Origin of the sequence: Paenibacillus sp. FSL R7-0189, assembly GCF_037969925.1 — a bacterium.
Taxonomy (GTDB): domain Bacteria; phylum Bacillota; class Bacilli; order Paenibacillales; family Paenibacillaceae; genus Paenibacillus_AQ; species Paenibacillus_AQ odorifer.
The window spans coordinates 3,086,384-3,107,971 of the sequence record NZ_CP150223.1 but is presented as its reverse complement, the minus strand read 5'-3'; the positions used below and the strand labels follow the sequence as shown (position 1 = coordinate 3,107,971).

Sequence of the window (21,588 nt, the reverse complement as noted above, 5' to 3'; positions counted from 1 at the left end):
CCTCTGCAGCACAATAACGCTGATATTTCCCCCATCTTTACTCCAAAGAGGGCTGGATGAAAGGGAAGCATCGGAAATCAATACTTGTGATACTACGCGCGGTCTACCAATTCAAGATAAACCATAGGCGCAGCGTCGCCACGACGAGGTCCTAGTTTAAGGATACGAGTGTATCCACCTGGACGCTCAGTGTAACGAGGAGCAATGTCAGAGAACAATTTTTGAATTGCATCTTGTTCACCATCAACAGTCTCGCGGCGAACAAATGCAGCTACTTGACGACGAGCATGAAGATCACCTTTTTTAGCTTTAGTGATCAGCTTTTCAGCGATAGAACGAACTTCTTTCGCTTTAGCTTCCGTTGTTTGGATGCGCTCGTATAAAAACAGATCCGTTACCATGTCGCGAAATAACGCTTTACGCGCACTGGAATCACGGCCCAATTTTTGGTATGCCATTGTGTTTTCCCTCCTTTACTAAAGCAATCTGCAGCTATTCTTCTGTGCGGAGACCCAAACCAAGTTCCTCAAGCTTTTCCTGAACTTCTTCCAAAGATTTACGACCAAGGTTACGCACCTTCATCATATCTTCTTCAGTCTTCGTGGTAAGCTCTTGTACGGTATTAATACCAGCACGTTTGAGGCAGTTGTAGGAACGAACAGAAAGATCAAGCTCTTCGATTGTCATCTCAAGTACTTTTTCTTTTTTGTCTTCTTCTTTTTCAACCATAATTTCGGCGTCTTTCGCTTCGTCCGTAAGACCTACGAACAGAACGAGGTGCTCGTTCAAAATTTTGGCTCCGAGGCTTACAGCCTCTTCCGGTCTGATACTTCCATCCGTCCAAATTTCAAGCGTCAATTTGTCGTAGTTGGTCACTTGACCAACACGTGTATTGTCTATGCCGTAGTTAACGCGTGAAATTGGAGTGTAGATGGAGTCAACTGGAATAACACCAATTGGCTGATCGTCACGTTTGTTCCGGTCCGCTTGGACATAGCCGCGACCACGGCCTGCAAAAATACGCATATGAAGTCTCGCACCAGGTCCCAGCGTTGCAATGTGAAGATCCGGATTGAGGATCTCAACATCGCTGTCCGCACGGATATCACCTGCGGTAACGATGCCTTCCCCTTCAGCATCAATCTCGAACACTTTTTCCTCGTCTGAATGAATCTTCAGAGACAAGGCTTTAAGGTTCAGAATGATTTCCGTCACATCTTCCATTACGCCTGGAACGGTCGAGAACTCATGCAGAACGCCGTCAATTTGGACCGAAGTCACTGCGGCTCCTGGAAGCGAAGAAAGCAATATCCGGCGAAGCGAGTTCCCCAGAGTCGTGCCATACCCACGTTCCAGCGGTTCAACTACGAATTTCCCATAGGTACCTTCATCATTAGCTTCTACGGTCTCAATCTTCGGCTTTTCGATTTCTATCACGAGTTTACCCCTCCTTCAACGTCGCTCCTATATGAAACTGTCACCCCATCAGGTGCATCATGTAGTATGCCTAAACACCTATTATTAGCAGATGCGTCAGAATTATACCACATTCACAATACTGATTTCACTATACGCGACGACGCTTAGGCGGACGGCATCCATTGTGAGGAACCGGAGTTACGTCTTTAATAAGGTTAACTTCAAGCCCTGCAGCTTGAAGGGAACGGATGGCTGCTTCGCGGCCCGCGCCCGGTCCTTTAACCATAACCTCAACCGACTTCATGCCGTGCTCCATAGCTGCTTTAGCTGCTGATTCAGCTGCCATTTGCGCTGCGAATGGAGTGGACTTACGGGAACCTTTAAATCCTTGGCCGCCGGAGCTTGCCCAGGAAATTGCATTTCCGTGAGGATCCGTGATGGTAACGATGGTGTTGTTGAACGTGGAACGAATATGTGCCACGCCGGATTCGATATTTTTACGGTCGCGACGTTTGGTACGTACGACTTTTTTCGGTTTAGCCATTGTCTCTTATCCCCCCTTATTATTTCTTTTTGTTTGCTACCGTACGACGCGGGCCTTTCCGGGTACGGGCATTCGTTTTAGTACGTTGACCGCGAACAGGCAATCCACGACGGTGGCGAACACCGCGGTAACAGCCGATCTCAGTAAGACGTTTAATATTTAAGGAAATTTCACGACGCAGGTCACCTTCAACCTTAACCGTTTTGTCGATCGTTTCACGCAGTTTGCTGACTTCATCTTCCGTCAAATCACGGACACGTGTATTAGCGCTAATGCCTGTTTCATTAAGAATTTTCTGAGAAGTCGTTTTACCGATTCCGAAAATATAAGTCAAGGCGATCTCAACGCGTTTGTCACGTGGCAAATCCACTCCAGCTATACGAGCCATTTTACGCTACACCCCCTTCTTAACCTTGTTTTTGTTTGTGTTTCGGATTTTCGCAAATCACCATAACAGTCCCTTTGCGGCGGATTACTTTACATTTCTCGCAAATGGGCTTTACAGAAGGTCTTACCTTCATGTTAATTACCTCCTCAAAGTTTTGCGAAGCAAAACTTTTTTCGTAGTTCCCATCTATTTACGGTAAGTTATACGACCTTTTGATAAATCATAAGGCGATAACTGCACGACCACTTTGTCTCCGGTCAAAATACGGATAAAGTGCATCCGCAATTTACCGGATACATGGGCAAGTATTTGATGACCGTTCTCAAGCTCAACCTTAAACGTTGCGTTTGGCAACGGTTCAAGGACAGTACCTTCTACTTCAATGACATCTTCCTTAGCCACAGTTAGTCTCCTTTCTCATCAGCACTTATTCCGGTGGGTCCAGCATACTTCATGACTGCGAATCGCAGCTTTCCGTTTGTTACCCGCCCAGTTTCCTTCAAACTGTCCACAACCTCACTGCTGATGAAGGGTATGAGCTCAAGATGAAGAATATTCTTCTTCTTTGGCCCATCAAACTTACGTTTGTCTCCATCTGCAATGTATACAAATCTGCTATCAACAACTGCGATAACAACGGCTGCCTCTCCGGCATCTTTGCCTTTGAGAATTCTCACTAATTGACCAACCTGCGGGCTGCTCACAGTATTCAAGAGGAGATCACCTACGCATTCAGTTTTGTGAAAATTTCCATGCCGTCCGGAGTAACTGCTACTGTATGCTCGAAGTGAGCACATAGTGAGCCATCAACCGTAACGACAGTCCAGTTATCTTCCAGTGTTCTGACATGTCTCTTTCCTGCGTTTACCATCGGCTCAATCGCGAGCACCATACCCGGTTTCAGACGTGGTCCGCGGTCCGCTATGCCATAATTCGGAATTTGCGGTTCTTCATGCAGTTTTGCCCCAATACCATGACCAACATACTCACGTACGACTGAGAAACCAGCCTCTTCGATGTACTGCTGAATAGCATGGGAGATTGTAAACAAGCGCACATCCGGCTTAACTAACGCCAGTCCCGCGTACAAGGAGCCTTCCGTAACGTCCAGCAAACGCTGAGCCTCTTCGGAAATGCTGCCCACACCGTAGGTCCAGGCGGAATCACCGTGATAACCGCGGTACTCTGCACCGATATCCAGCGTAACAATATCGCCTTCGATCAGTTTACGTTTACCTGGAAATCCATGCACCAATTGTTCGTTGACTGAAGCGCAAATGCTGGCAGGAAAACCGTTGTAGCCTTTGAAAGACGGCACAGCATCTTGACTGCGAATGTATTGATCGGCGATTCTGTCGAGCTCGCCCGTTGTAATGCCAGGCTCAATGGCCTGAGCAATAAGACGGTGACTCTCGGCAACAATTCGACCAGCTTCCCTCATAAAGGCAAGTTCCTGTTCGGATTTACAAATGATCATTACATTAACCCCGCATTAAAGACACGATTTCAGAAGTAACGACATTAATTTCGTTTTCCCCGTTTACCTGACGCAAAAGACCTTTATTATCATAAAACGCAAGCAGCGGCGCTGTTTTATTATCATACTCATCCAGGCGCTTGCCTACACTTTCTTCGTTGTCATCCGGACGTTGATATAATTCACCGCCATCAATGTCGCAAATGCCATCTTGCTTCGGCGGGTTGAAGATTAAATGGTAGGATGCTCCGCAAACGCTGCAGATACGACGTCCAGTAAGACGCGCCATTAGCAATCCACGGTCAACATTCAAGTTGATGACATGATCCAAAGAAGTGTTCAAACGGCTAAGAATATCATCCAGCGCTTCCGCTTGCGAAAGAGTTCTTGGAAAACCATCCAATAGAAATCCTTTTTCGCAATCGGACTGCTGCAGCCGTTCTTCGACTATCCCAATGGTCACATCATCTGGTACAAGCAAACCTTGATCTATAAATGATTTGGCCTTCAATCCTACCGGAGTTTCCTGTTTGATTGCCAAACGGAAAGCATCTCCTGTCGAAATATGAGGAATACCAAATTCTTTAACGATTTCTGCCGCTTGTGTTCCCTTGCCTGCCCCAGGAGGGCCCATGAATAAAATGTTCACGATTTCTCTCTCCCCCCAAAAGTTCGCCACCAAGCAAGAAACAGCATAATAGGTGCCGGGAAGAATAAAAACTTAAGCTTCACCGGAACCTATCACCTATTTATTGATGAAGCCTTTGTAATGGCGTTTGATCAATTGGCTCTCGATCTGCTTCATAGTATCCAATGCCACACCGATTACGATCAGCAGTGATGTACCGCCAATTCGAACTTCTTTAGGCAATCCAGATAAAGCACCGAAGAACATCGGCAGAACAGAGATCAAAGCTAAGAACAAAGCGCCGGACATAGTCAGACGAGACATTACTCTAGTCAAATATTTCTCTGTAGCTTTACCAGGACGGATACCTGGAATGTACCCACCATTCTTCTTCATGTTATCAGCCATCTGCTGAGGATTCATCTGCACGAACGTATAGAAGAACGTGAATCCAATGATCATCACTACATACAGAAGCATACCAAGTGGAGCATCGGTTGCTAAATACTTAGCAATCCATTGAGCCCAGGCATGTGTTGACCAGAAACTGGAGAGAACAACTGGGAACTGAAGCAATGATACGGCGAAGATTACCGGAATTACACCTGCCGCATTAATTTTCAATGGGATATGTGTATTCTGTCCACCGTACATTTTATTGCCGACTACGCGTTTAGCGTATTGAACAGGAATCTTCCGAATACCTTGCTGTACGAAGATAACTGCTGTAATAATCGCTACAATCACAATCAGCACGATAACGACTTTAAGAATATTCAGGAACACCTGATCCGGCTGAATAAAACTTGAGTTAGCCGTACTTGTGATATATCCCGGAATGGCGGCGACGATTCCCGCAAAAATCAGGATCGAAATCCCGTTCCCGATTCCCTTTTCGGTAATCTGTTCACCAAGCCACATCAAGAAAGAAGTACCCGCCGTCAAGATAATGGCAACCAGCAAGTAATCAGCAAATGTCGCATTCGGCATCATTTGAGTTCCATAAATCCGGTTAAACCCTATCGACGTAGCAAAACCTTGGATCAGGGCTAATATCACTGTACCGTAACGAGTGATTTGCGCCAATTGTTTTTTCCCATGCTCCCCTTGTTTAGCCCATTCAGCAAACTTAGGAACAACATCCATCGACAGCAATTGCACGATGATGGATGCTGTAATGTACGGGTAAATACTGATCGCAAATATCGAGAAGTTTTTGAGCGCTCCGCCCGAAAAGGTGTTCAAGAGTCCCATCAAAGCGTCACCACTCTGATTTGCTGTTTGCAGTACATCTTTGTTCACACCAGGAACCGGAACAAACGAACCGATACGGTAGATAATCAGAATGAACAAGGTAAACAGGATCTTTTTGCGCAAATCTTCAACATGCCAGATATTCTTAAGCGTCTTGAACATTAGATCACCTCGGTTTTACCGCCGGCAGCCTCGATTTTCTCTACCGCAGATTGAGAGAACTTATTTGCTTGTACAGTCAATTTTACGGTCAACTCACCGTTGCCGAGAATCTTGATGCCGCTTTTGGAATTCTTGACAACACCAGTTTCAAGCAACAACTGCGGAGTCACTTCAGTTCCTTCTGCAAAGCTATTCAGATCTTCCAGGTTCACAATCGCATACTCTTTACGGGTAGGATTGACGAAACCACGTTTAGGCAGACGACGATAGAGCGGATTTTGTCCACCCTCGAAGCCCGGACGAACACCACCGCCAGAACGTGAGTTTTGACCTTTGTGACCGCGACCGGAAGTTTTACCATTTCCGCTACTAGGACCACGACCAACGCGATTGCGTTCTTTGCGGGAACCAGGAGCTGGAGCAAGTTCATGTAACTTCATCGTTTGCACCTCCTTATGTTTGTTAATTTATGCGAGGCGTTTAGCCTTCAATTTCAGTTACAGATAGCAAGTGACTCACTTTATTGATCATTCCGCGAATTGCAGGACTGTCATTGTGAACCACTGTCGTGTTGAGTTTACGCAGGCCGAGCGTCTTAACAGTAACACGTTGTGTTTCTGGACGTCCGATTACACTACGTACGAGGGTAATTTGCAATTTTGCCATTGACGTTCCCCTCCTTAACCGCGCAATTCTTCGACAGATTTGCCGCGAAGTTTCGCGACCTCTTCAATGCGTTTCAGACGGGAAAGTCCCTCCAAAGTTGCATTGACCATGTTCATGGAATTCGAAGAACCCAGTGATTTTGTCAAAATGTCGCCAACGCCTGCCAATTCCAATACCGCACGAACTGGACCGCCAGCGATAACGCCAGTACCCTCTGATGCTGGTTTCAGCAACACGCGTCCTGCGCCGAAGTGTCCAGTAACGAGATGGGGAATCGAAGTTCCTACGATTGGGATGTGAATCAGGTTTTTCTTGGCGTCTTCAATGCCTTTACGGATGGCATCCGGAACTTCGCCGGCTTTACCGATACCAGCACCGACGTAGCCGTTGCCGTCGCCCACAACAACAAGTGCACTAAAGCTGAAACGGCGTCCGCCTTTTACAACTTTTGCAACACGGTTAATGTGTACAACTCTTTCTGTCAGTTCTAAACTGTTCGGATCTACACGCAAGTCGTTAACCTCCTTTTAAGAATTATTCTAGAATTCAAGACCAGCTTCACGAGCTGCATCAGCCAATGCTTGAATCCGTCCATGGTACAAGTAACCTCCGCGGTCGAATACGACCACTGCATAGCCTTTTTCTTTAGCACGCTCAGCGACCAATTGGCCAACTTTCGCTGCAGCTTCAACGCTGCCGCCATTACCGATATTAGCGCTCAGATCTTTATCAAGTGTAGAAGCGGATACGATAGTAACCCCTTTAACATCATCGATCAGTTGAGCGTAGATGTGTTTCGAAGAACGGAATACGTTCAAACGTGGACGCTCAGTAGTTCCCTGGATCTTCTTACGAACACGCAGGTGTCTTTTGAGACGAGCCTTGTTTTTATCTTCTTTTGTAATCATGACTTCCCTTTCACTCCCTTCAGTTTGCCGTAAACAGCTTCACTTTAAGATGCACGGGGTATCTTACAATTAAGTTTAAACTGGTTATTTCTTCTTACCAGCTTTACCTTCTTTGCGGATGATACGCTCGCCTTCATATTTGATACCTTTACCTTTATACGGTTCTGGTTCACGAACGGAACGGATTTTAGCAGCGTATGCGCCAACGCGTTCTTTATCGATACCTTTAACGATGATCTTCGTGTTCGCAGGAACTTCGAACTCGATACCAGCTTCCGGTGTAATTTCAACCGGGTGGGAATAACCAACGTTCAGAACGATTTTATCTCCGGATTTGCTTGCACGATATCCGACCCCAACCAGTTCCAGAGATTTCGAGAAACCTTCAGTCACACCTGCTACCATGTTGTTGACAACGGAGCGGGTTGTGCCGTGAAGTGAACGATGCAATTTGTTATCCGACGGGCGAACAACGGTAATTTCGTTATTTTCAACTGTAACCTTCATGTCTTTATGAAGCTCACGAGTCAAAGAACCTTTTGGACCTTTTACTGTAATAACGGCGTTGTCCAAAGTGACATCTACACCGCTAGGTACTGCGATTGGTTTGCGACCAATACGAGACATGTGTTGCACCTCCTTATCTTGTGACGTTTATTACCAAATGTAGCAGACAACTTCTCCGCCAGATTTTGATTGACGAGCTTCTTTGTCGGTCATAACTCCCTTAGATGTGGAGATAATCGCGATTCCTAGACCACCGAGTACACGAGGCACTTCATTGCTCTTCGTGTATACGCGAAGGCCTGGTTTACTGATTCTTTTCAAACCAGAAATAACACGCTCTTGGTTAGGGCCGTATTTCAAGAAGATACGGATAATCCCTTGTTTGCTATCTTCAACGAATTCCGCATCGCGGATGAAACCTTCACGCTTCAAAATGTCAGCGATTTGTTTCTTCATAGTAGAAGCAGGCATTTCTACCGTCTCGTGACGCACAATGTTAGCGTTACGAATACGAGTAAGCATATCTGCAATAGGATCAGACATAGTCATGTGTGTAAACCTCCTTCCCGTTTATAAACTTCTTACCAACTTGCTTTTTTCACGCCAGGGATCTGGCCTTTATAAGCTAATTCACGGAAACAAATTCTGCAAATTTTGAACTTTTGCAGTACCGAATGTGGACGACCACAACGTTCGCAACGTGTATATGCACGTACTTTAAACTTAGGCGTACGTTGTTGTTTAACTTTCATCGAAGTTTTTGCCACTTAGCCTGACACCTCCTAAACATTTTCGGAGAAAATGGATTAACCGACTTTATTTTGCGAAAGGCATTCCCAGCTGACCCAGCAGCTCGCGGGATTCCTCGTCCGTCTTAGCAGTCGTTACAATAACGATGTCCATACCGCGGACTTTATCCACTTTGTCATATTCGATCTCGGGGAAGATCAATTGTTCTTTAAGACCAAGTGTGTAGTTACCACGGCCATCAAAGGCTTTAGTGGAAACACCACGGAAGTCACGTACACGTGGAAGTGTTACGTTGAACAATTTGTCCAAGAAGTAATACATACGCTCTCCGCGCAGTGTTACTTTAACCCCAATCGGCATATTTTCGCGTAGTTTGAAACCAGCGATGGATTTTTTAGCTTTAGTGATTACTGGTTTTTGACCAGCGATCAACTGCATGTCATTAACTGCAGCATCAAGTACTTTGGAGTTTTGAACAGCGTCACCCACACCCATGTTGATGACAACCTTCTCGATCTTAGGCACTTGCATAACAGTTGTATAGTTAAACTTCTGCATCAAAGCAGGTGTAATTTCGTTAAGAAAACGTTCTTTCATTCTTGCTGCCATGAAGATTTAACCTCCTTTCTTAAGGGCTAGATTAGTCGATAATCTCTCCGGATCTTTTAGCAATCCGAACTTTTTTACCATTGTCCAAAACTTTGTAACCGATACGGGTTACTTTGCCGGTCTTCGGATCGATGTGCATTACGTTGGACACATGAATCGAAGCTTCCTGCTCAATAATTCCACCCTGTGGATTCAGCTGGTTCGGCTTTTGGTGTTTTTTCACCATATTGACGCCTTCTACCAGAACGCGGTTTTCACGAGGATAAGCAGCGATGACACGGCCTTTTTTGCCTTTGTCTTTACCACTAATCACAAGCACCACGTCATCTTTCTTCACGTGCAGTTTATTGTTATGGGATTCCAGAACTTTTTTCACTCTAGGCATTTATTACACCTCCTATAACTAACCTTCAACTTATTGGTGCCGTGTTTATTAGATAACTTCCGGTGCCAAGGAAACGATCTTCATGTAGTCTTTATCGCGAAGTTCGCGAGCAACTGGTCCAAAGATACGTGTTCCACGAGGGCTTCTGTCGTCTTTAACAACAACAGCTGCGTTTTCGTCGAATGCGATGTAAGATCCATCTTTACGACGAACGGAACGTTTCGTACGAACAACTACCGCTCTAACAACATCACCTTTTTTGACAACGCCGCCTGGTGTTGCTTGTTTTACGGAACAAACGATCAAATCACCGATTGCTGCTGTACGGCGTCCAGTACCACCCAGTACGCGGATACACATCAGTTCCTTCGCACCAGAGTTGTCAGCCACATGCAAACGTGTAAATGGTTGAATCATTATAATTTCCTCCTTCCGGAAAAACTCTCTTGATTATCTTAGATGATAACCGCTGCTTCTACCACTTCAACTAGTCTCCAACGTTTGTCCTTAGACAACGGACGAGTTTCCATGAGTTTTACGGTATCGCCAATCTTTGCAACATTTCCCTCATCATGTGCTTTGAATTTCTTCGTAGACTTGATGCGTTTGTGGTACAAATTGTGTTTTTTATAGGTTTCAACAGCAACTACGATGGTTTTATCCATTTTATCACTGACCACTTTACCGATTAGCACTTTACGTGCATTACGTTCTTCACTCATTAGTTAGCCTCCTTCCTGAATACGGATCTGCGATCCGTCTCACTTAACTAATCCCAAGCACTCTTTGATGGATCACGGTTTTAGCACGAGCTATTTCCTTACGCACGTCACGAATCCGAGTTGGGTTGTCCAATTGGCCAGTTGCCAATTGAAAACGGAGATTAAAAAGTTCCTCTTTGAATCCAGCGATCTTTTGTTCAATCTCAGCAGTGGTTAAGTTGCGAAGTTCATTAGCTTTCATTTGCTTCACCACCCAATTCTTCACGTTTCACAAACTTAGTCTTTACAGGCAGCTTGTGAGCGGCAAGACGCATCGCTTCACGAGCGATTTCTTCCGACACGCCTCCGAGTTCGAACATAATCTTGCCCGGTTTAACTACGGCTACCCATTTCTCAACGTTACCTTTACCACTACCCATACGAACCTCGAGAGGCTTTTGAGTAATAGGTTTATCTGGGAAAATCTTGATCCAAACTTGACCGCCACGTTTGATATAACGTGTCATCGCGATACGAGCAGCTTCGATCTGACGGTTAGTGATCCAAGACGGTTCAAGTGCAACCAGGCCGAATTCGCCGAAGTTCAATTCAGTACCGCCTTTTGCCATACCCTTCATGTGTCCGCGTTGTTGCTTGCGGTGTTTTACGCGTTTTGGTACCAACATGATTAGTTGCCTCCTTCCTGAGCAGCTTGTTTCTTAGCTGGGGGAAGAACTTCTCCACGGTAGATCCATACTTTTACGCCGATAAGACCGTAAGTTGTATGTGCTTCAGCCGTTCCGTAATCGATATCGGCACGAAGCGTATGAAGTGGAACTGTTCCTTCGCTATAACCTTCTGAACGAGCAATCTCAGCTCCGCCAAGACGTCCGCCCACTTGAGTTTTAATCCCTTTTGCGCCAGAACGCATAGTTCTTTGAATCGCTTGTTTGAGGGCACGACGGAACGATACACGACGTTCCAATTGTTGAGCAATGCTCTCAGCTACAAGAATTGCATCCAATTCAGGGTGCTTGATTTCATTGATGTTGATGTGTACTTTTTTGCCACCAGCGATTGCTGTAACTGCGCTGCGAAGTACTTCTACTTCTGCTCCGCCTTTACCAATAACCATACCTGGTTTAGCTGTATGAATTGTAACGTTCACGCGGCTAGCCGCTCTTTCGATCTCGATATGGGAAACAGCGGAATCCTTCAATTTGCCTTTAAGGTATTCCCGGATTTTGACGTCTTCCATCAGAAGAGTACCGAAATCTTTTCCTGCATACCATTTAGATTCCCAATCGCGAATAATACCGATTCGGAGTCCGATTGGATTTACCTTTTGACCCACGTGTTATCCCTCCTTATTTCTCAGATACCACCAGTGTAATGTGGCTCGTGCGTTTATTGATCCGACTTGCGCGGCCCATGGCGCGCGGACGGAAACGTTTCATAGTAGGTCCTTGGTTAACGAAAACCTCGCTAACGAACAAACTGTTCACGTCCAAAGAATAGTTATGCTCAGCATTCGCAATTGCCGAATTAAGCAACTTTTCAACGACCGGAGAAGCGGATTTCGGAGTGTGGCGAAGAATAGCAATTGCTTCCCCCACTTGCTTACCGCGAATCAAGTCAACAACCAGTTTCGCTTTACGAGCGGAAATTCGCACCGATCTTGCATGTGCTTTTGCTTCCATTGTTTAACCTCCTTTCAAACAGAGACCTTATTATTATCTTCTTGTTTTCTTATCGTCACCCGCGTGGCCTTTGTAAGTACGTGTTGGCGCGAACTCGCCCAACTTGTGACCTACCATATCTTCTGTTACGTATACAGGCACGTGTTTACGGCCGTCATATACACCAAACGTATGTCCGATAAACTGAGGGAAAATGGTTGAGCGACGGGACCAAGTTTTAACTACAACCTTTTTTTCAGCCTCGTTCAGTTCCTCAACTTTTTTAAGCAGGTAGCCATCGATAAACGGCCCCTTCTTTAAACTGCGACCCATGTGTGAATCCTCCCTTCATCCGGTTCTTCAAACCGCGAATCGACGCTTCGCGCTTTATTAACTTGCCAGAAGCGTCTTATTTAGTGCGGCGGCGAACGATATATTTATCAGATGCCTTGTTTTTCTTACGCGTTTTGTAACCAAGGGTTGGTTTGCCCCATGGAGACATTGGCGATTTACGTCCGATTGGAGCGCGACCTTCACCACCACCGTGTGGGTGATCGTTAGGGTTCATTACTACCCCGCGAACTTCAGGACGACGGCCGAGCCAGCGACTACGTCCAGCTTTACCGATTTTGATCAATTCGTGATCTTCGTTACCTACGGAACCGATAGTTGCACGGCATACGCTAAGGATCTTACGAACCTCACCGGATGACAAACGAACGGAACAGTATTTTTCTTCTTTACCAAGCAATTGAGCTTCTGTACCAGCTGCACGAACCAATTGTCCGCCTTTACCTGGTTTCAACTCAATGTTGTGGATAACTGTACCTACTGGAATGTTTTCCAGTGGAAGACTGTTACCAATTTTGATGTCGGCCGCAGGACCGGACTCTACTTTATCCCCAACTCTTAGACCTTTAGGAGCGATGATATAACGTTTCTCTCCATCAGCATAGTGGATCAAAGCAATATTAGATGTGCGGTTCGGGTCATACTCGATTGTAGCAACGCTACCTGGTATGCCGTCTTTAGTCCGCTTGAAGTCGATAATACGGTATTTACGTTTATGTCCGCCGCCATGGTGACGAACCGTAATTTTACCTTGGTTGTTGCGTCCCGCATGTTTGAACAGCGGAGAAAGCAACGATTTCTCTGGCTGGTTTGTTGTAATTTCTTCAAACGTAGACACGGACATAGCGCGTCTTGCCGGAGAGGTCGGTTTGTACTTTTTGATTGGCACTGTAGTTCCCTCCTTACTTCAACAGAGTATTATTCTACCGCTTCAAAAAATTCAAGCGGTTTGCTGTCCGGGCTAAGCTTAACGATGGCTTTTTTCCACTCTGGAGTGTAACCAGAATATTTACCATAACGTTTCAGTTTGCCAGGTACGCGCATTGTGTTCACATTTGTTACTTTTACTTTGAAAATAGCCTCGACAGCTTTTTTGATTTCGGTTTTGTTAGCACGGATATCCACTTCAAAAGCGTATTTCATTTCGCTCATGTAGTCGGAAGTACGTTCCGTAATCACCGGACGTTTGATAATATCACGAGGATCTTTCATTACGCGAACACCTCCTCTACCTTCAGAACTGCTTCTTTAGTGATGATCAGTTTGTCGTACGTCAGTACGTCAAGAACATTAATGCCGTCAGCCGCTACGAATTTCACCCCAGGGATGTTACGAGCGGAAAGTGCTACGTTATCATCATAGCTAGTAGCTACGATCAACGCTTTACGATCTACTTTCAGATTGTTCAAGATTGCTGCGAATTCTTTCGTTTTCGGAGCATTCATTGTCAAGCTATCCAATACGATAATGTCATTCTCGAGTACTTTCGAGGACAAAGCGGATTTGATCGCCAAACGACGAACCTTCTTAGGCAGTTTCCAGGAATAGCTACGTGGTGTTGGTCCGAAGACAACGCCGCCGCCTTTCCATTGTGGAGAACGAATGGAGCCTTGACGAGCGCGACCTGTACCTTTTTGTTTCCAAGGTTTACGTCCACCGCCACGAACTTCAGAACGTCCTTTTACTTTGTGTGTACCACGACGTAGGGAAGCTCTTTGCATAAGCGCAGCTTCATGTAGAACGTGCTCATTCGGTTCAATACCGAATACTGTATCGCTCAGTTCCACTTCACCAACTTCGTTGCCACTAATATTAAAAAGTGTTACTTTTGGCATTTCATGTTCCTCCTTTCTTCAATAATTATTTCTTAACGGTTTGTTTAACTTTCACGAAGCTGTTTTTAGGACCTGGGATAGCGCCTTTAACCAGCAATACGTTACGTTCAACATCAACCTTGATAATTTCAAGCTTTTGAACCGTAATAGTCGTGTGACCCATATGTCCTGGAAGGCGTTTGCCCTTAGGAACACGGTTAGCTTGGATAGAACCCATGGAACCCGGTCTTCTGTGGTAACGCGATCCGTGTGCCATTGGTCCGCGGCTTTGTCCCCAACGTTTGATGTTACCTTGGAAACCTTTACCTTTAGATGTACCAGTTACGTCAACAAATTCGCCCTCAGCAAAGATATCAGCCTTCAGTTCTTGTCCAACCTCGAGAGACCCGAGATCAACACCGCGAATTTCACGAACGTAGCGCTTAGGTGTTGCATTTGCCTTTTTGGCGTGACCCTGTTCAGGCTTATTGGAGCGTTTTTCTTTTTTATCAGAAAAGCCCAATTGCACTGCTTCATATCCGTCGATATTCAGGTCTTTCTTTTGCAGTACTACACAAGGTCCTGCTTCGATAACAGTAACAGGAATTACGTTACCTTCTGGAGTAAACACTTGAGTCATACCGAGTTTTTTTCCTAAGATACCTTTCAATGTTGACACCTCTTTTCTTTTCCTAAGTTACTTAAAAATAAAATTACAATTTGATTTCGATATCTACACCGGACGGTAGATCCAAGCGCATCAAGGCATCCACAGTTTGTGGTGTTGGGTTCACAATATCGATCAAACGTTTGTGAGTCCGTTGTTCAAACTGTTCACGGGAATCCTTGTACTTGTGTACCGCACGGAGAATAGTAATGATTTGCTTCTCAGTTGGTAACGGAATCGGCCCGGACACACCTGCACCCGAACGTTTTGCTGTTTCAACAATCTTCTCAGCGGATTGATCAAGAATTCTGTGGTCGTATGCTTTCAAGCGAATACGAATTTTTTGCTTTGCCATTTTAGTCCCTCCTTCTATCGCCCAATTTGGTATCGGACATACTCCGTGAAAATTTTCTGACCTCGTCCCCATGGCAAAGGGGCCGGGTGTGTCAGTAACCTCTCACATCATCGCAACGTCTCAGAACAACATTTATTATTATATATAATAGGCAGCAGTATTGCAAGCGAAAATAGAAAAACAACGCATATTTTTTTCATGCGCTGTTCTTCTACTATATATATGTTAAAGATTCTCTGTCGCAGACTTAAAAATCTCTGCGGAGGAAGCAGTCTGAGCCGTTGCAGTTCCGATCCCCTCAATGGTTTGGATTAAGGTTCTTATTTCTTCTTCCACTATTACAATCTCCTGTGTACTGCTACGCATAGCGTCTACAATATCAGAGAACATAAGACTAGTCTCGACCGATTGGTGTTTCCCATTCTTAGTTAAGTCCTGCACCTTACGAATCTCTTCTACAACCTGCTGAGTGAGGAGTCCTGATTTATTTGTTAGCTCTACGATCTGAATCACAGTATTCTTAGTATCCTCCGCAAGCCGGCTAACTTCTTGAGCAACCACACTAAACCCTCTACCATGCTCACCAGCTCTTGCGGCTTCAATCGTTGCATTAAGTGAGAGGATTTTAGTCTGATCAGCAATTTCCCTTACTGAGTTCACAATTTTTTGAATTTGTTTAGAGGAATCGCTTAACTCAATGATCGAGTCTTCCATCTCACTGGTGGTCTGATATATGAGATTAATTTGCTCAGTCAAATCGTCCAAGTGTTCATGCCCATCTGCAGCTAATCCCTGTGACTCCAGAGCGGATGAAGCCGTACGTTGGAATGTTCTACTTACTTCATTGCTGCTTGCCACTAGCTGCTTCACAGCAGCATTAGTATCGATGCTATAATCTATCAGTTCAACGCTAAACTCTGAAATTTTTTGTTTCAATTCATTTTTCACTAATAAATATTGCTCCTCCTTCTCTCTTATATTCTCCTTCTCATATTCTTCTAGCACCAATTGCTGCTCGAGATTAAGCAGTTTAGTCACCGTCTGAACCACTCGAAGGCGTATATTGTCATCGTTTGTTTCATTATATATAACGCGTATAAATACGTTCTGAAGATTCTGAAAAGCAGATAAGTACCATTTAGGCTCAAGTCCTACTCTTTTATGAATATTAGCGATCATTAGACGCTTTGCTATGTACTCATCGTCAACCTTTCCATTAAAAATCTCTAGGATATGACCACGCAGAGTAGTTTTTAACCTATCTATACTGCTATGTTCCAAAATAATAGCTTCGAGTTTATTTACACCTAATACAGAATTGTAAAATTGATCAATGATATAGTCTATATTCTGCTCAACAACAGGTTTCACCCTGCGTAGTAAGTTCAGATCTGCTTCAGTCAGATCAATCATCCTCATCTGCTCGTTAAGTTCGCCATGTCCTTCCAGTTTATGAAAAGACTCCGCAACAGCATGATTCTGATCCTTGAAGTCTAAGGAACGAGAGGCAGGAGAATCCACATTATTATTACGTGCAGTTAACGCATGCATGAAGGAAAAAGGACATTTCCCCATATTAACACCCTCCCACAACTCCTATTATTTTACATTATTATACCTCCTTCATTTTACTCTAAGATTAGTATAATTGTAAACAATCGATTGTTGTAATTTGACGAATTATGTAGAAAAAGATCATATTGTTATGCTTTATTATCAATTGGTGTCGAATAATAAATCTTTCTCAAAAAAAAAATAAAAAAAAGCCCCTGATTCTCCGCAAGAAGAATCAGGGGTGTTTGTAATTCGGAATCTACCCGCAGATAGAAGTCGAATTATTATTTTTGGATAGAAGCTACGCTACCAGCACCAACTGTACGGCCACCTTCGCGAATGGAGAATTTAGTACCTTCTTCAATAGCGATTGGGGAGATCAGTTGTACGGTTACGGAGATGTTATCACCAGGCATAACCATTTCAGTACCTTCTGGCAAGTTGATGATACCAGTTACGTCAGTTGTACGGAAGTAGAACTGTGGACGGTATCCAGTGAAGAAAGGCTTGTGACGGCCACCTTCTTCTTTTGTCAGAACGTAAATTTGAGCAGTGAACTCAGTGTGTGGTTTAACGGAGTTCGGCTTAGCCAATACTTGGCCACGCTCGATCATGTTACGGTCAACACCACGAAGCAATGCTCCGATGTTGTCCCCAGCTTGAGCGGAATCCAGCAATTTACGGAACATTTCTACGCCCGTAACTACGGATTTCTTAGTATCTTCATGAATACCAACGATTTCGATTTCTTCTCCGACTTTAACTGTTCCGCGTTCTACGCGACCAGTTGCCACAGTACCGCGGCCAGTGATGGAGAATACGTCTTCGACAGGCATCAAGAAAGGCTTGTCAGTTTGACGCTCAGGAAGTGGAATGTACTCATCGATTGTTTCAAACATTTCGATGATTTTTTTAGCGTAATCGCCATCTGGGTTTTGCAGAGCTTCACGAGCAGAACCACGGATGATTGGAGTATCGTCGCCTGGGAAGTCATACTCGCTAAGCAAGTCGCGAACTTCCATTTCAACCAATTCCAACAACTCTTCGTCTTCAACCATGTCGCATTTGTTCAAGAAGACAACGATGTAAGGAACGCCTACTTGACGGGACAACAGGATGTGCTCGCGAGTTTGTGGCATTGGGCCATCAGCTGCGGATACAACCAGGATAGCTCCGTCCATTTGCGCTGCGCCAGTGATCATGTTTTTAACATAGTCGGCGTGACCAGGGCAGTCTACGTGAGCGTAGTGACGGTTAGGAGTTTCATATTCAACGTGGGAAGTGGAGATTGTGATACCACGTTCGCGCTCTTCAGGAGCTTTGTCGATTTGATCGAATGCGATAGCTGCGCCACCGTAAGTTTTGGACAATACAGTAGTGATTGCAGCAGTCAGAGTCGTTTTACCATGGTCGACGTGACCAATAGTACCGATGTTAACGTGCGGTTTGTTACGTTCAAACTTTGCCTTTGCCATTTGAACAGTTCCTCCTTAATGTGGGGTTCCTTATATTTGAGCCGCCCGCATACGTGTAATCTTAGATGACTGAGTGTTTATACCCGGGACGGCAAGTTAAAACTGGTAATTATTCAGCGCCTTTGTTCTTTGCAGCGATCTCTTCCGCAATGGATTTAGGAACTTCTTCATAGTGAGAAAGCTCCATTGAGAATACGCCACGTCCTTGTGTACCAGAACGAAGTGTTGTAGAGTATCCGAACATTTCGGAAAGAGGCACCTTAGCACGGATAATTTGCGCTCCACCACGGGAATCCATACCTTCGATACGGCCACGGCGGGAGTTCAGCATACCCATTACATCACCCATATATTCCTCAGGAACAGTTACTTCTACTTTCATGATTGGCTCAAGCAGGACAGGCTTACACTTGTCTTTAGCTGCTTTGAGTGCCATCGAACCGGCAATTTTAAATGCCATTTCGTTGGAATCGACATCATGATAAGAACCATCTACGATGGTAGCTTTAACGTCTACTAGCGGGAAGCCAGCAAGTACGCCGTTTTTCATTTGTTCTTCAATACCCGCAAGTGCAGGAGCGATGTACTCTCTAGGAACCGAGCCACCCACAACTTTACTTTCGAATTTGCTACCAGTACCTGGTTCGAGGGGTTCAAATTCAACCCATACGTGACCGTATTGACCACGACCACCAGATTGGCGTACAAATTTACCTTCGACGCGAGCAGGTGCCTTGAACGTTTCGCGGTAAGCAACCTGTGGTTTACCCACATTGGTTTCTACTTTGAACTCACGACGCATACGGTCGATGATGATGTCCAAGTGAAGTTCACCCATACCAGCCAGGATTGTTTGGCCTGTTTCTTCATCAGTGTGAGCACGAAGAGTTGGATCCTCTTCAGTCAACTTTCCGAGAGCAACACCCATTTTATCTTGGTCAGCTTTAGTTTTTGGTTCAACAGCGATCTCGATAACTGGATCAGGGAAGTTCATTGATTCCAGAATTACTGGATTCTTCTCATCACACAGTGTATCACCTGTACTGGTATCTTTCAAACCAACAGCAGCTGCGATGTCGCCAGAATACACGATGGAAATTTCTTGACGGCTGTTCGCATGCATTTGAAGGATACGACCAATACGTTCACGCTTGTTCTTAGTTGCATTAACTACGTATGATCCGGACTCAAGTACGCCTGAGTAAACACGGAAGAACGTAAGTTTACCAACATAAGGGTCTGTCATGATTTTAAATGCCAAAGCTGCAAACGGCTCTTCATCCGAAGAGTGACGAACAGCTTCTGTACCGTCATCAAGATGTCCAGTAATAGCTGGAACGTCAAGAGGAGATGGCAAGTAATCAACAACAGCATCCAGCATAAGCTGAATCCCTTTGTTTCGGTAGGAAGATCCAGCAATTACAGGGAACAATTTAACTTCAACTACGCCTTTGCGAATTGCAGCTTTAATTTCCGGAATTGTAATTTCTTCGCCTTCCAAATACTTCATAGTCAGATCCTCATCAAGTTCAGCAACTTTCTCGATCAACTCGAGACGCAGCTCCTCAACTTTGGCCAAATATTCTTCCGGAATATCCGTTACTTCGATGTTTTGGCCCAGATCATCTCTGAACATGTGTGCTTTTTGCTCAACTAGGTCGATAATACCAGTGAAATCACTTTCTGCACCAATTGGCAATTGAATAGCAACTGCATTGGCTTGAAGGCGATCACGCATAGTTTCGATTACGTTAAGGAAATCCGCACCGATAATGTCCATTTTGTTTACATATGCAATCCGGGGAACGTTATAACGGTCAGCCTGTCTCCATACGGTTTCAGACTGAGGCTCAACGCCCTCTTTTGCACTAAATACACCAACTGCCCCATCCAATACACGCAGGGAACGTTCAACTTCAACAGTGAAGTCAACGTGTCCTGGGGTATCAATGATATTGATGCGGTGACCTTTCCACGCAGCAGTCGTAGCAGCGGACGTAATCGTGATTCCGCGCTCTTGTTCTTGCTCCATCCAGTCCATTGTAGCAGCACCCTCGTGAACTTCACCGATTTTGTGCGTACGGCCTGTATAGAAAAGAATCCGCTCTGTGGTAGTTGTTTTACCAGCATCAATATGCGCCATGATCCCGATGTTACGTGTATTTTTTAAGGAGAACTCTCTAGCCATGAAATGGATCTCCCTTCAAAATATAAGTTATTTGAATGACCTTTATCCTACCAACGGTAGTGAGCGAACGCTTTGTTTGCTTCAGCCATTTTGTGTGTATCTTCACGTTTCTTAACAGAAGCGCCTGTGTTGTTGGAAGCGTCGATGATCTCAGCCGCCAAACGCTCTTCCATAGTCTTCTCACCGCGGTTGCGAGAGTAGTTTACGAGCCAACGTAATCCCAGAGCAGTACGTCTCTCCGGTTTAACCTCGATAGGTACTTGATAGTTAGCACCACCGACACGACGAGCTTTGACTTCCAAAACCGGCATGATATTCTTGATGGCAGCTTCGAAAACTTCCATCGGATCTTTACCCGTACGTTCTTCAATCAATTTGAATGAATTGTACAGAATGCTTTGAGCGACACCTCTTTTACCACCCAGCATAATGCGGTTAATCAAACGAGTAACCAACTTGCTATTATACAACGGATCTGGCAATACGTCTCTCTTTGTAACTGGACCTTTGCGTGGCATGGATATCCCCCTTTCTTAAATGTTTATTATTCAGATATTGTTATCTTACTTCTTAGCTTTAGGACGTTTTGCACCGTATTTAGAACGAGCTTGCATCCGGTTAGCTACACCTGCTGTATCCAAAGCACCACGAACGATATGGTAACGAACCCCTGCAAGGTCCTTTACTTTACCTCCGCGAAGTAATACAACACTGTGCTCTTGTAAGTTATGTCCGATACCCGGGATATAAGCTGTTACCTCGAGACGGTTCGTCAAACGAACACGGGCATATTTACGAAGCGCTGAGTTTGGTTTACGTGGAGTCATTGTGCCTACACGAGTGCACACACCGCGTTTTTGCGGAGCGCTCAAATTTGTAGCCTCACGCTTGAGGGCGTTATACCCTTTTTGAAGAGCGGGAGATTTAGATTTTTCGATTTTGGCTTGACGGCCTTTACGAACCAATTGGTTAATTGTTGGCATGTTGTTGCCACCCCCTTCCTGAAATGATAGTCGATTTAAGAACTCTAAGCCCACAGACCCAGGCGGTTCATAAAAAGACAAATGAAAAGTTCTTGCCGCTGGTGTTCACCCCAGTACAAAAACA

36 protein-coding genes are annotated in these 21,588 nt (G+C 44.9%); all 36 read right to left on the bottom strand.

Annotated elements, in window-relative coordinates:
• Window positions 1–92: 92 nt before the first annotated feature.
• Window positions 93–458 (bottom strand): 50S ribosomal protein L17, encoded by a 366-nt coding sequence (gene rplQ / locus MKY63_RS13430; RefSeq protein WP_019908254.1) that lies wholly within the window; start codon window positions 456–458, stop codon window positions 93–95.
• Window positions 459–492: 34 nt separating this feature from the next.
• The gene (locus MKY63_RS13425) at window positions 493–1,437 is read right to left on the bottom strand and encodes a DNA-directed RNA polymerase subunit alpha (RefSeq protein WP_036680585.1); all 945 of its coding nucleotides are present in this window, start codon (window positions 1,435–1,437) and stop codon (window positions 493–495) included.
• Window positions 1,438–1,567: 130 nt separating this feature from the next.
• Window positions 1,568–1,963: a 30S ribosomal protein S11 gene (rpsK, locus tag MKY63_RS13420; protein ID WP_019908251.1), complete on the bottom strand. Its 396-nt coding sequence runs from the start codon at window positions 1,961–1,963 to the stop codon at window positions 1,568–1,570.
• Window positions 1,964–1,982: 19 nt separating this feature from the next.
• Complete coding sequence (rpsM, locus tag MKY63_RS13415) at window positions 1,983–2,351, bottom strand: 30S ribosomal protein S13 (protein ID WP_036680583.1); 369 nt, start codon at window positions 2,349–2,351, stop codon at window positions 1,983–1,985.
• Between the two features lie 19 nt (window positions 2,352–2,370).
• Complete coding sequence (gene rpmJ, locus MKY63_RS13410; RefSeq protein ID WP_003322638.1) at window positions 2,371–2,484, bottom strand: 50S ribosomal protein L36; 114 nt, start codon at window positions 2,482–2,484, stop codon at window positions 2,371–2,373.
• Window positions 2,485–2,537: 53 nt separating this feature from the next.
• Window positions 2,538–2,753 carry a translation initiation factor IF-1 gene (gene infA, locus MKY63_RS13405; protein WP_036652996.1) on the bottom strand — a complete coding sequence of 72 codons (216 nt, stop codon included), beginning with the start codon at window positions 2,751–2,753 and terminating at the stop codon, window positions 2,538–2,540.
• Window positions 2,754–2,755: 2 nt separating this feature from the next.
• Window positions 2,756–3,064 carry a KOW domain-containing RNA-binding protein gene (locus MKY63_RS13400; RefSeq protein WP_036680581.1) on the bottom strand — a complete coding sequence of 103 codons (309 nt, stop codon included), beginning with the start codon at window positions 3,062–3,064 and terminating at the stop codon, window positions 2,756–2,758.
• A gap of 11 nt (window positions 3,065–3,075) precedes the next feature.
• Window positions 3,076–3,828 (bottom strand): type I methionyl aminopeptidase, encoded by a 753-nt coding sequence (gene map / locus MKY63_RS13395; RefSeq protein ID WP_038573450.1) that lies wholly within the window; start codon window positions 3,826–3,828, stop codon window positions 3,076–3,078.
• Between the two features lie 4 nt (window positions 3,829–3,832).
• Window positions 3,833–4,477, bottom strand: a complete 645-nt coding sequence (locus MKY63_RS13390; protein ID WP_038573451.1) for an adenylate kinase — start codon at window positions 4,475–4,477, stop codon at window positions 3,833–3,835.
• Between the two features lie 96 nt (window positions 4,478–4,573).
• Entirely contained in the window at window positions 4,574–5,872 is a 1,299-nt protein-coding gene (secY, locus tag MKY63_RS13385) for a preprotein translocase subunit SecY (RefSeq protein WP_076099614.1), read from the bottom strand.
• Window positions 5,872–6,312 (bottom strand): 50S ribosomal protein L15, encoded by a 441-nt coding sequence (gene rplO / locus MKY63_RS13380; protein WP_036680569.1) that lies wholly within the window; start codon window positions 6,310–6,312, stop codon window positions 5,872–5,874. Before rplO ends, secY begins: the two co-directional genes overlap by 1 nt.
• Window positions 6,313–6,352: 40 nt before the next feature.
• Window positions 6,353–6,538: a 50S ribosomal protein L30 gene (rpmD, locus tag MKY63_RS13375; protein ID WP_036680567.1), complete on the bottom strand. Its 186-nt coding sequence runs from the start codon at window positions 6,536–6,538 to the stop codon at window positions 6,353–6,355.
• A gap of 14 nt (window positions 6,539–6,552) precedes the next feature.
• Entirely contained in the window at window positions 6,553–7,050 is a 498-nt protein-coding gene (gene rpsE, locus MKY63_RS13370; RefSeq protein WP_036652980.1) for a 30S ribosomal protein S5, read from the bottom strand.
• 27 nt (window positions 7,051–7,077) lie between these two features.
• Window positions 7,078–7,446, bottom strand: a complete 369-nt coding sequence (gene rplR / locus MKY63_RS13365; protein ID WP_036680564.1) for a 50S ribosomal protein L18 — start codon at window positions 7,444–7,446, stop codon at window positions 7,078–7,080.
• An 84-nt stretch (window positions 7,447–7,530) separates the two neighbouring features.
• Complete coding sequence (rplF, locus tag MKY63_RS13360) at window positions 7,531–8,073, bottom strand: 50S ribosomal protein L6 (RefSeq protein ID WP_036680562.1); 543 nt, start codon at window positions 8,071–8,073, stop codon at window positions 7,531–7,533.
• Between the two features lie 30 nt (window positions 8,074–8,103).
• Window positions 8,104–8,502, bottom strand: a complete 399-nt coding sequence (rpsH, locus tag MKY63_RS13355) for a 30S ribosomal protein S8 (protein WP_036680560.1) — start codon at window positions 8,500–8,502, stop codon at window positions 8,104–8,106.
• A gap of 32 nt (window positions 8,503–8,534) precedes the next feature.
• Window positions 8,535–8,720, bottom strand: coding sequence for a type Z 30S ribosomal protein S14 (locus MKY63_RS13350; RefSeq protein ID WP_013312154.1), 186 nt, complete (start codon window positions 8,718–8,720; stop codon window positions 8,535–8,537).
• Between the two features lie 49 nt (window positions 8,721–8,769).
• On the bottom strand, window positions 8,770–9,312 hold the full coding sequence (gene rplE / locus MKY63_RS13345; protein WP_036680558.1) for a 50S ribosomal protein L5: 543 nt from the start codon (window positions 9,310–9,312) through the stop codon (window positions 8,770–8,772).
• 31 nt (window positions 9,313–9,343) lie between these two features.
• Window positions 9,344–9,697, bottom strand: coding sequence for a 50S ribosomal protein L24 (gene rplX / locus MKY63_RS13340; protein WP_076099615.1), 354 nt, complete (start codon window positions 9,695–9,697; stop codon window positions 9,344–9,346).
• 48 nt (window positions 9,698–9,745) lie between these two features.
• Complete coding sequence (gene rplN / locus MKY63_RS13335) at window positions 9,746–10,114, bottom strand: 50S ribosomal protein L14 (RefSeq protein ID WP_036680556.1); 369 nt, start codon at window positions 10,112–10,114, stop codon at window positions 9,746–9,748.
• 38 nt (window positions 10,115–10,152) lie between these two features.
• Complete coding sequence (gene rpsQ, locus MKY63_RS13330) at window positions 10,153–10,419, bottom strand: 30S ribosomal protein S17 (RefSeq protein ID WP_036680554.1); 267 nt, start codon at window positions 10,417–10,419, stop codon at window positions 10,153–10,155.
• 43 nt (window positions 10,420–10,462) lie between these two features.
• Entirely contained in the window at window positions 10,463–10,660 is a 198-nt protein-coding gene (rpmC, locus tag MKY63_RS13325; RefSeq protein ID WP_019908232.1) for a 50S ribosomal protein L29, read from the bottom strand.
• Window positions 10,650–11,084 carry a 50S ribosomal protein L16 gene (rplP, locus tag MKY63_RS13320; RefSeq protein ID WP_036680552.1) on the bottom strand — a complete coding sequence of 145 codons (435 nt, stop codon included), beginning with the start codon at window positions 11,082–11,084 and terminating at the stop codon, window positions 10,650–10,652. The genes rpmC and rplP overlap by 11 nt, the downstream gene beginning before the upstream one ends.
• Window positions 11,085–11,086: 2 nt before the next feature.
• Window positions 11,087–11,752: a 30S ribosomal protein S3 gene (gene rpsC / locus MKY63_RS13315; RefSeq protein WP_038573452.1), complete on the bottom strand. Its 666-nt coding sequence runs from the start codon at window positions 11,750–11,752 to the stop codon at window positions 11,087–11,089.
• Window positions 11,753–11,765: 13 nt separating this feature from the next.
• Entirely contained in the window at window positions 11,766–12,098 is a 333-nt protein-coding gene (gene rplV, locus MKY63_RS13310) for a 50S ribosomal protein L22 (protein ID WP_036680546.1), read from the bottom strand.
• 33 nt (window positions 12,099–12,131) lie between these two features.
• Entirely contained in the window at window positions 12,132–12,410 is a 279-nt protein-coding gene (gene rpsS, locus MKY63_RS13305) for a 30S ribosomal protein S19 (protein WP_036652940.1), read from the bottom strand.
• A 76-nt stretch (window positions 12,411–12,486) separates the two neighbouring features.
• Complete coding sequence (rplB, locus tag MKY63_RS13300; RefSeq protein WP_036680541.1) at window positions 12,487–13,317, bottom strand: 50S ribosomal protein L2; 831 nt, start codon at window positions 13,315–13,317, stop codon at window positions 12,487–12,489.
• Window positions 13,318–13,346: 29 nt separating this feature from the next.
• Window positions 13,347–13,640, bottom strand: coding sequence for a 50S ribosomal protein L23 (gene rplW, locus MKY63_RS13295; RefSeq protein ID WP_036680537.1), 294 nt, complete (start codon window positions 13,638–13,640; stop codon window positions 13,347–13,349).
• Entirely contained in the window at window positions 13,640–14,263 is a 624-nt protein-coding gene (gene rplD, locus MKY63_RS13290) for a 50S ribosomal protein L4 (protein ID WP_036680536.1), read from the bottom strand. The genes rplW and rplD overlap by 1 nt, the downstream gene beginning before the upstream one ends.
• A gap of 25 nt (window positions 14,264–14,288) precedes the next feature.
• A complete protein-coding gene (gene rplC / locus MKY63_RS13285) occupies window positions 14,289–14,912 on the bottom strand; it encodes a 50S ribosomal protein L3 (RefSeq protein ID WP_036680532.1) in 624 nt (207 codons plus the stop codon).
• 43 nt (window positions 14,913–14,955) lie between these two features.
• The gene (gene rpsJ, locus MKY63_RS13280) at window positions 14,956–15,264 is read right to left on the bottom strand and encodes a 30S ribosomal protein S10 (RefSeq protein ID WP_017692074.1); all 309 of its coding nucleotides are present in this window, start codon (window positions 15,262–15,264) and stop codon (window positions 14,956–14,958) included.
• 225 nt (window positions 15,265–15,489) lie between these two features.
• A complete protein-coding gene (locus tag MKY63_RS13275; protein WP_076099617.1) occupies window positions 15,490–16,839 on the bottom strand; it encodes a globin-coupled sensor protein in 1,350 nt (449 codons plus the stop codon).
• Window positions 16,840–17,102: 263 nt separating this feature from the next.
• Window positions 17,103–18,293 (bottom strand): elongation factor Tu, encoded by a 1,191-nt coding sequence (gene tuf, locus MKY63_RS13270; RefSeq protein WP_036680523.1) that lies wholly within the window; start codon window positions 18,291–18,293, stop codon window positions 17,103–17,105.
• Between the two features lie 109 nt (window positions 18,294–18,402).
• On the bottom strand, window positions 18,403–20,481 hold the full coding sequence (gene fusA / locus MKY63_RS13265) for an elongation factor G (protein WP_036680521.1): 2,079 nt from the start codon (window positions 20,479–20,481) through the stop codon (window positions 18,403–18,405).
• A 47-nt stretch (window positions 20,482–20,528) separates the two neighbouring features.
• Window positions 20,529–20,999, bottom strand: coding sequence for a 30S ribosomal protein S7 (gene rpsG, locus MKY63_RS13260; protein WP_036680520.1), 471 nt, complete (start codon window positions 20,997–20,999; stop codon window positions 20,529–20,531).
• A 45-nt stretch (window positions 21,000–21,044) separates the two neighbouring features.
• Window positions 21,045–21,464 (bottom strand): 30S ribosomal protein S12, encoded by a 420-nt coding sequence (gene rpsL, locus MKY63_RS13255; RefSeq protein WP_036680518.1) that lies wholly within the window; start codon window positions 21,462–21,464, stop codon window positions 21,045–21,047.
• Window positions 21,465–21,588: the final 124 nt, after the last annotated feature.

What these genes read in the sequence shown, in the direction of transcription:
- rplE (WP_036680558.1), bottom strand. Translation starts at nt 9,312, where the DNA reads ATGGCAGCAAGAATGAAAGAACGTTTTCTTAACGAAATTACACCTGCT.
- rplF (WP_036680562.1), bottom strand. Translation starts at nt 8,073, where the DNA reads ATGTCTCGTATTGGTCGCAAACCAATCGCAGTACCTAGCGGTGTAGAT.
- rplN (WP_036680556.1), bottom strand. Translation starts at nt 10,114, where the DNA reads ATGATTCAACCATTTACACGTTTGCATGTGGCTGACAACTCTGGTGCG.
- fusA (WP_036680521.1), bottom strand. Translation starts at nt 20,481, where the DNA reads ATGGCTAGAGAGTTCTCCTTAAAAAATACACGTAACATCGGGATCATG.
- rplX (WP_076099615.1), bottom strand. Translation starts at nt 9,697, where the DNA reads ATGCCTAGAGTGAAAAAAGTTCTGGAATCCCATAACAATAAACTGCAC.
- map (WP_038573450.1), bottom strand. Translation starts at nt 3,828, where the DNA reads ATGATCATTTGTAAATCCGAACAGGAACTTGCCTTTATGAGGGAAGCT.
- secY (WP_076099614.1), bottom strand. Translation starts at nt 5,872, where the DNA reads ATGTTCAAGACGCTTAAGAATATCTGGCATGTTGAAGATTTGCGCAAA.
- rpsQ (WP_036680554.1), bottom strand. Translation starts at nt 10,419, where the DNA reads ATGAGTGAAGAACGTAATGCACGTAAAGTGCTAATCGGTAAAGTGGTC.
- MKY63_RS13275 (WP_076099617.1), bottom strand. Translation starts at nt 16,839, where the DNA reads ATGGGGAAATGTCCTTTTTCCTTCATGCATGCGTTAACTGCACGTAAT.
- rpsK (WP_019908251.1), bottom strand. Translation starts at nt 1,963, where the DNA reads ATGGCTAAACCGAAAAAAGTCGTACGTACCAAACGTCGCGACCGTAAA.
- rplD (WP_036680536.1), bottom strand. Translation starts at nt 14,263, where the DNA reads ATGCCAAAAGTAACACTTTTTAATATTAGTGGCAACGAAGTTGGTGAA.
- rpmD (WP_036680567.1), bottom strand. Translation starts at nt 6,538, where the DNA reads ATGGCAAAATTGCAAATTACCCTCGTACGTAGTGTAATCGGACGTCCA.
- rpsH (WP_036680560.1), bottom strand. Translation starts at nt 8,502, where the DNA reads ATGACTATGTCTGATCCTATTGCAGATATGCTTACTCGTATTCGTAAC.
- rplW (WP_036680537.1), bottom strand. Translation starts at nt 13,640, where the DNA reads ATGAAAGATCCTCGTGATATTATCAAACGTCCGGTGATTACGGAACGT.
- rpsM (WP_036680583.1), bottom strand. Translation starts at nt 2,351, where the DNA reads ATGGCTCGTATAGCTGGAGTGGATTTGCCACGTGACAAACGCGTTGAG.
- rpmJ (WP_003322638.1), bottom strand. Translation starts at nt 2,484, where the DNA reads ATGAAGGTAAGACCTTCTGTAAAGCCCATTTGCGAGAAATGTAAAGTA.
- rpmC (WP_019908232.1), bottom strand. Translation starts at nt 10,660, where the DNA reads ATGAAAGCTAATGAACTTCGCAACTTAACCACTGCTGAGATTGAACAA.
- rpsS (WP_036652940.1), bottom strand. Translation starts at nt 12,410, where the DNA reads ATGGGTCGCAGTTTAAAGAAGGGGCCGTTTATCGATGGCTACCTGCTT.
- rplQ (WP_019908254.1), bottom strand. Translation starts at nt 458, where the DNA reads ATGGCATACCAAAAATTGGGCCGTGATTCCAGTGCGCGTAAAGCGTTA.
- rpsL (WP_036680518.1), bottom strand. Translation starts at nt 21,464, where the DNA reads ATGCCAACAATTAACCAATTGGTTCGTAAAGGCCGTCAAGCCAAAATC.
- rplV (WP_036680546.1), bottom strand. Translation starts at nt 12,098, where the DNA reads ATGGAAGCAAAAGCACATGCAAGATCGGTGCGAATTTCCGCTCGTAAA.
- tuf (WP_036680523.1), bottom strand. Translation starts at nt 18,293, where the DNA reads ATGGCAAAGGCAAAGTTTGAACGTAACAAACCGCACGTTAACATCGGT.
- rplO (WP_036680569.1), bottom strand. Translation starts at nt 6,312, where the DNA reads ATGAAGTTACATGAACTTGCTCCAGCTCCTGGTTCCCGCAAAGAACGC.
- rpsJ (WP_017692074.1), bottom strand. Translation starts at nt 15,264, where the DNA reads ATGGCAAAGCAAAAAATTCGTATTCGCTTGAAAGCATACGACCACAGA.
- rpsG (WP_036680520.1), bottom strand. Translation starts at nt 20,999, where the DNA reads ATGCCACGCAAAGGTCCAGTTACAAAGAGAGACGTATTGCCAGATCCG.
- rplP (WP_036680552.1), bottom strand. Translation starts at nt 11,084, where the DNA reads ATGTTGGTACCAAAACGCGTAAAACACCGCAAGCAACAACGCGGACAC.
- rplR (WP_036680564.1), bottom strand. Translation starts at nt 7,446, where the DNA reads ATGATTACAAAAGAAGATAAAAACAAGGCTCGTCTCAAAAGACACCTG.